Source organism: Bacillus sp. LR--39 (assembly GCF_053613335.1).
This window is the reverse complement of record NZ_JBSIOT010000508.1, coordinates 1-908: the sequence shown is the minus strand read 5'-3', so window position 1 is coordinate 908 and position 908 is coordinate 1. Positions and strand designations below refer to the sequence as shown.

2 pseudogenes are annotated in these 908 nt (G+C 46.7%); both read right to left on the bottom strand.

The window, feature by feature from the left end:
- A pseudogene (locus ACWHAR_RS24525) lies at positions 1-280 on the bottom strand (MFS transporter); the annotation flags it as partial.
- A gap of 103 nt (positions 281-383) precedes the next feature.
- Positions 384-908, bottom strand: a pseudogene (katX, locus tag ACWHAR_RS24520) (catalase KatX); the annotation flags it as partial.

Genomic DNA, 908 nt, shown 5'->3' with positions numbered 1-908 from the left:
AAAAACCGAACCCGGCAATTAACAATTGCTTGCCCAAGGAAAACAGGATGTCTGACAAAAGGCCGGGCGGGAATCGCAGAAGGATTTGCGTGACCCCGTAGCTGCCGAGAATGATGCCGATTGCGCCATATGAAAAGTGCAGATCCTCCAAATACAGACTGAATACAGGAACGTAAATATAGCCTGAAAACCAGAAACAAAATACCATGCATAAAAAAACGGCGTGATCTAAGGCGCCGATTGTTTTTTTCTGAGGAATCAAGTCCTGCTGTAATTCCATCGTATCTCTCCACCCCTTTCCTTCCAGTACAACACAATTGTTGAAAGCGTTTCAATAGAAAAATAAAAAAACAGGGCTTCAAAAAAAGCCCTGTTCGCTGTTGTTAATACGGATCAGATGGATGGCTCTCCTGTTCAGCCTGCTTTGCAGCCTGTTCCGTTTCAGTTGTGCCGATCGGCCCGTTGCTGTTGTTTTCGGAAACCTTTTTTAGCCCTTCTGCTACACGTTTTCCGTAGTCAGGATCAGCTTTTGTGAAATTCTCAATCATTTGATCCTGAATTTCTTTTCGGCACGTAGAAAGCGTATTCACCAAATTCGTAATCAATTCGTTCCGCTCAAATTCAGTAAATCTCCGGTACGTTTCTCCAGCCTGTCCGAAGTTGTTTGTTCTGTCAATCGCTTCACGCTTTACATCACCTTCGACATGCGGCGTATGGTCTTTTCCGTCCTGCTTCGCTTCCTTCAGCCCGCCCATAATGGATGGCTCATAGTTGACGTGCGGGTTTTGTCCTTCTGCTCTATCGACCCGATATTGCATCTGCCCGCCTTCCTGGTTGGTGGCGACATGCTTTTTCGGCGAGTTGATCGGAAGCTGCAGGTAATTTGCGCCTACACGGTAGCGCTGCGT